The organism is Vibrio sp. 10N.222.52.C3, assembly GCF_041474195.1.
Lineage (GTDB): Bacteria > Pseudomonadota > Gammaproteobacteria > Enterobacterales > Vibrionaceae > Vibrio > Vibrio crassostreae_C.
Map to the genome: position 1 here is coordinate 1 of NZ_JBFRTQ010000119.1, position 5,751 is coordinate 5,751.

A 5,751-nucleotide genomic window follows, 5' to 3' on the forward strand; every position below is an offset into this window, starting at 1 on the left:
ACTCCTGCAATCTCCTTGTGTAGTTAAACGTTTTAAAGAAGTTACTTCAAGAGAAACGTCAGAAAGGCGAAACAACAATTATAAAGGCAGGGTCCAAACTATGAATACGCATTTAACGAAGCATGGCAAAAAGATCATACACGTTGTTCAGCACCTTGCACCGGGTGGATTAGAAACCCTAACTCTGGATTTGCTGCGCCTTGCTAAACCAACAGACCAAGTGTTGATTGTCAGTTTAGAGGGTACTAAACAAGAGTCTATAAACAACTGGCCGAAGCTAGAGCCATACAAAAAGCAAATCGTCTTTTTGGATAAAGCACCAGGCGTACAATTCAATATCATTATTAAGCTAATTAAAGCCTTCAACGCGATTCGCCCTGATGTGGTTCATACCCATCATATTGGCCCACTGTTATACGCTGGTTATGCCGCTCGCGTAACCGGGGTTCCAACTCGAATCCATACCGAACATGACGCTTGGCATCTGAACAACAACAAACGTCGTCGCTTACAAGCATTAGCACTTAAAGCCGCTCAACCAACGTTAGTTGCCGACGCGACACGTGTTTATAACCAACTACGCACTGCTTTTTCTTATGAGAACATCATTACCATCAAAAATGGCGTTGATTGTGAGAAGTTTAAGCCAATGTCGAAAGAACACGCGAGAGCAAAACTAAACCTGCCGACAGACAAACACATCATCGGTTGTGCAGGTCGACTAGAACATGTCAAAGGCCAAGACCAACTTATTAAAGCACTGACTCTTTTACCTGCAAACATGGTTGTCGCATTGGCTGGCGGCGGTACTAAACGCAATCAACTAGAGCAACTGACTAGCCGCTTGAATCTGAGTGACCGAGTCATCTTTCTTGGCTTAGTTGAAGACATGACCACGTTTTACGGAGCGTTGGATACGTTCTGCCTACCTTCACGTCACGAAGGGCTGCCGCTTTCTACACTCGAAGCTCAAGCATGCAATATTCCAACCGTCGCAATGGACGTTGGTGCCGTCGATGAAACCTTATGTCCAGTCAGCGGCGCCCTCGTCAAAAGCGGCAGCATTGTGGGGTTAGCTAGTGCGCTATTAGAAAAGCAAAATGAACGCTTTTTGTCACCTCGTCGTTACGTACTCGAAAACTTCGACATCATCAAAATGGTTTCGTCTTACAACGATATATCAGAAGGAGCTTACGCATGATTGATTGGTTGCTTGCGGGACTTTGTTTGTTTTCAGGTGCGTTGATTGTCTATCATCACGCAGCCTACCCTTTGTTACTGCGTTGGTATGCGAAAAGCCACCCCGCACGCAAAGTTGAAGAGAGTCATCGTTGCTACAAAGAGGAACAGCAAGATTGCACGTTGCCGACCATCACCGTTCTTGTTCCTGCATTTAACGAAGAACAGTGGATCGCAGACAAGATTCGTAACCTTGCTTCACTCGATTACCCAAAAAAGAAGTTCGAAGTCATTATCGCTTGCGATGGTTGCACTGATAACACAGTCGCCATTGCACAAATGACCATACAAGAAGCGATGTGCAGTGATGTCTATTTTGAGATACATGACCATCAAGTAAACCGAGGTAAAGTCGCGGTTGTTAATGAAGAAGTGACACGTATAAATAGTGATATCACGGCGATGAGTGATGTTTCTGCCCTTATTTCATTGGATGCTTTGCTTATAGCTGCCGCTCATTTTGAAAGTGACAAGGTTGGAGTGGTAAACGCAACGTATCAACTTTGTCCAACAGGCAATGAAGGCGAAAACACGTATTGGCAGTACCAAACCGCGGTTAAAGAGTCTGAGGCTTCGTTAGGTTCTAGCTTGGGTTCTCATGGCGCTTTCTACTTGTTTAGAACACACCTGTTTGAACTGCTTCCACTCAACACTATTAATGATGATTTCATCTTACCGATGCAAATCGTTAAACAAGGTTACATCGCCGAATACGAAACCCAAATGGTGGCATTAGAGCTAGAAGAATCGAACCTAGAAACAGACTTCAAAAGAAGACTTCGTATTTCAGCGGGCAACATGCAACAAGCGATTCGATTATTTGCCTTGTTCAGCCCGAAGTTTAAAGGCATCGCGTTTGCGTTCTTTTCAGGAAAAGGACTTCGCCTACTCACTCCCTATTTAATGATTGTGTGCTTAGTGTGCTCAATCTTACTTAGCAACTACTTGGTATTTGAAGCGCTGTTATGGGCTCAAGTTGCCGTTTATACCATTGGCGTCCTTGGCTGCATCTTGCCAAAGCGTCTAGTAAACAAACCTATTTCATTAATCTCTTATTTGATAGTTGGACACTACGCCAACTTCATTGGTGGCATTCGTTACCTAATCGGACTAGAAAACTCACCTTGGACACGAGCAAATCATTAAGGACTTATTATGATGAACATCGAACAGCTATCTACCCAAAACCTATACCAATACAAAATCTCACGTGCTAAACGTACTTTCGATTTTGTAAGCTCACTGATTGCTTTGATTTTGCTAGCGCCCGTATTTCCGTTGATTGCGATGGCGATTGCACTCACTTCTCGTGGCCCTATTTTCTACCGTCAATTGCGCGTTGGTAAATCGACACCGGAGAAAATGGAAATCTTTGAGATCATGAAATTCCGTAGCATGTACGAGGATGCAGAAACTCGCTCTGGTGCAGTTTGGGCTACCGCGAATGACCCACGAATCACGCCTGTTGGCCGCTTTTTGAGAAAGACACGTCTTGATGAACTGCCACAACTGATCAATGTACTGAAAGGTGAAATGTCTCTAATTGGCCCGCGCCCTGAACGCCCTACTTTTTACACCAAACTAGAGAACGAAATTCCTTACTTTGCCGACCGCACATACGGTGTAATGCCTGGTATTACAGGGCTTGCACAAGTAAATCAAGGTTACGACACCTGTATTGATGATGTACGTCGTAAAGTAGGTTTTGACCACAGTTATGCACTAAGCCTATGTTCGGTTAAGTCTTGGATTGCCGCTGATCTCAGCATCATCTCTAAAACAATCATCGTAATGGTAGATGGTCGAGGTCGCTAAACCAGTATGGTCTAATGTGGATACAAAGCCTGTTTTCTATAAAGCCTTAGGGGGCGATTGGAAAGTCGCTAATGAAACACAGAGTGCCGAATTAGCCCACGTTAACTAGACTCGCTGCTCTCGGTTCTCAGTTGAATGGTGTAATAAGGTTTCTTCCCTATCAATTGACGTAAACATTGGCAATGAATGTATAACGCAGATGTGGCTTGAGTTAGGGATTAGAAATTAAGAGCTGAGAGCTCAGAGTTAAGAATTAAGAGTTAAGACGAGAAAGCTTATATTCATAGAAAACCACGGCACTTTCGTCAGAGGCTTGCTCAACAAAACCTAGCTTTTTAAGTAAGTTGGCAGAGGCTATGTTTGAACGATCGACACCGCCAATCAGTGTTGACCATGACTCCATTTTAGCGACTTCTGTGATGAAACCCTTCAGTAGCTCACTCGCTAAACCCTTGCCCCAGAACTCTTCTGCAAGCAAGTAGCCAATATGAGCATCACTTTCGTCTTCTACATAAGCGAACAGAAAACCAATCAATTGATTATCGTTGGATTTCACTTGAAGTAAGCGGCTCCCCGACAACATTCGGTCGAGCCAAATTTCAGCCAGCTCACCTGACACAATACCGTGAAAGTATGGTGGAAGGTTTTCAACGACTGACGGGATTAGAATGCCAGGTACTCGCTCAAGCAGAGCCGAACGTTCAGGAACAGTAAGTTCACCTGCGACTTCTTCTACTTTTAGTCTTTGAGTTTCAAACGAGATCGCCATGTGTCCTGCCTAATTCGATAAAAATGTGGATTATACACCTGAGTTCTCGTGTTGGCTTCGTTTCCAGGCTAAAGCAAACTAAAGAACAGCCACGCCTTCAACTTCAATCACTGAGTTAACATTTGCTCGCTCGATTATCTTGAGTAACGTCGTTTGAACTAATTCATTATCTCGGATTTCGGTTTCACAAGAAAAACGCTCTTCTTGAACACCATCGCCCTCACCCAGCATAAATTGAACCGCGACTTCCGTTGCGAGATCTTTGGTCGTCCCGTAATACGCTAACGTGATTTTTGGGTATCCGTGGTCGCCTTTTTTAACCTGCTTTGCGATACGTTTTTTGGCTTTATCTAAATTCATACAACTTCCTTTTAAGTTTGAAATACAAGGTGACTAGAACACCTTTTTAAACGGTAAGCAATACAATCAGCGTTGGTTATAGAGATTCCCTAGCCTCTTGATACTAATCAAGATGGTACAGTCTTAGCACTTTAAAGAGTGATAGCTAGAACACAGAAAACCTGTTTAAGAAATATAATGACAACATATAAGAACTACGCGCCAAGAAGTGGGAGATGTTTTCGTTGCTGATAAGTTAAGGCTAACTCCAAGCACTGCTTGATTGGTGCCTCGGGAAGTGGTTCAGTCAGTTTCAAGACGATTGCACGATTACCTTGAAATACCAATGTGCCATCGTGCAATTCTCTGAATGTGTCGATTAGCTTAGTTTGGCAGTTAAAGAACAAGTAATAGTTGTTTGGCGATTTTAATTTCCAATCGATTCGAATTGGACTGCCCGTCTTAACGCTGTAACTCGGCTCGCCCCATTTCAGAGACTCTTCGACTTCACCTAAATCCAAATCAGAGCAAAGCTCAAAGATTAATGAACGCAACTCTTCAAGCCGAGCTCGAACATCATCGGGATACTCGTCGAAATGTGTTTTGATTGCTCTGTCCATTCAACCTCCGATTCATTTGTTGTGATATTAAAGTCCAGCTCACTTAAAGCATAGAACCTTAAACATTAGTCCAACTTGAAACGAAAAGTGCCAAGCCTCGTAAATCAATTTTGAGTTATCTGTTCGTTAGCGGTTTTCAAGGCCAGCTTTAAACCGTCCGTATCCTTACAACCAATGTAAACATGCTTTCCATTGCTTAGGCTTAACTTAAGCGCTGAACCTATCGATGCATTATACAACCAACCATCGCTCAGCATTCGGATACCAATACCTTGATACCACTTGCTTTGATAAAACGATGTCTCTGTAATGTCTGACACTTCTACATTCTTACGCCAAAAACCAAAGCCGAAATACCAGCTTAGTACATTGTCTTTAACCTCAATTGTCATGGAGAAAAAGAGCAAAGCAATTAAGCCGTTGATGGCGTGAGCGATTAATGTCCCGGGGTTATTATCAGAGGTAACGACAATGAAAGCGCTTATCGCAACAAGGATGAGCAGCAATCCCTTGTTGGATTCCTTACTATAAAACACAGTGGCAACTCCTATAGACAACGAACAATCCACTAACTAGCCAACAATTATCTTACTGCAGCCTTTCTAAAAAATCGTAGCAAGTAATGCAGGCATACTCCCACAACCAAACCAAGTAGCATCGCCTTGATACTACCAACCCAAAGTATCAAACCAGAATAACCTTGTCCCGGACCTAAGCCTTGTTTATTAATCACATCGACAAACATAAAACCGTTCCACAGCACATGCAGTGAGGCTGTAAATCCATGCACACAAATTGCGATGGTTCCAAGTAACTTGTACTTGTTAATAACTGGTGCGCCACAAAAAATGACAACAAGCGCAAATGTAAAAATCAGAGGGCCAGACAGTACTAAAGTGAGTGTGATTACTTCAACGTGGCTCTCTATGCCATAACTGTATGTACAAAATACCATTGTCATTGAAAACA

The 5,751-nt window shown here is 43.1% G+C and carries 8 protein-coding genes; 3 read left to right on the plus strand and 5 right to left on the minus strand.

Annotation, left to right across the window (positions count from 1 at the left end; all coding sequences use genetic code 11):
* Positions 1–100 precede the first annotated feature (100 nt).
* Genes AB4517_RS17670 through AB4517_RS17680 form a run of 3 tightly spaced genes read left to right on the plus strand, consistent with a single transcriptional unit; the run spans position 101 to position 3,054 of the window.
* The gene (locus tag AB4517_RS17670; protein ID WP_017070860.1) at positions 101–1,201 is read left to right on the plus strand and encodes a glycosyltransferase; all 1,101 of its coding nucleotides are present in this window, start codon (positions 101–103) and stop codon (positions 1,199–1,201) included.
* Entirely contained in the window at positions 1,198–2,385 is a 1,188-nt protein-coding gene (locus AB4517_RS17675; RefSeq protein WP_372149019.1) for a glycosyltransferase family 2 protein, read from the plus strand. Before AB4517_RS17670 ends, AB4517_RS17675 begins: the two co-directional genes overlap by 4 nt.
* Before the next feature lie 9 nt (positions 2,386–2,394).
* Complete coding sequence (locus AB4517_RS17680) at positions 2,395–3,054, plus strand: sugar transferase (RefSeq protein ID WP_017063903.1); 660 nt, start codon at positions 2,395–2,397, stop codon at positions 3,052–3,054.
* Between the two features lie 253 nt (positions 3,055–3,307).
* Here AB4517_RS17680 and AB4517_RS17685 read toward each other — a convergent pair whose 3' ends face one another.
* The 5 genes from AB4517_RS17685 to AB4517_RS17705 all read right to left on the minus strand — a co-directional run.
* Complete coding sequence (locus AB4517_RS17685) at positions 3,308–3,823, minus strand: GNAT family N-acetyltransferase (RefSeq protein ID WP_171732990.1); 516 nt, start codon at positions 3,821–3,823, stop codon at positions 3,308–3,310.
* Positions 3,824–3,901: 78 nt separating this feature from the next.
* A complete protein-coding gene (locus AB4517_RS17690; RefSeq protein WP_017059577.1) occupies positions 3,902–4,183 on the minus strand; it encodes a hypothetical protein in 282 nt (93 codons plus the stop codon).
* A gap of 194 nt (positions 4,184–4,377) precedes the next feature.
* Entirely contained in the window at positions 4,378–4,782 is a 405-nt protein-coding gene (locus AB4517_RS17695) for a DUF1801 domain-containing protein (RefSeq protein ID WP_372149022.1), read from the minus strand.
* Positions 4,783–4,886: 104 nt separating this feature from the next.
* A complete protein-coding gene (locus AB4517_RS17700; protein WP_136978480.1) occupies positions 4,887–5,339 on the minus strand; it encodes a hypothetical protein in 453 nt (150 codons plus the stop codon).
* 26 nt (positions 5,340–5,365) lie between these two features.
* Positions 5,366–5,751, minus strand: a 386-nt coding sequence (locus AB4517_RS17705; RefSeq protein ID WP_372149026.1) for a hypothetical protein, incomplete at its 5' end; no start/stop codon positions are given.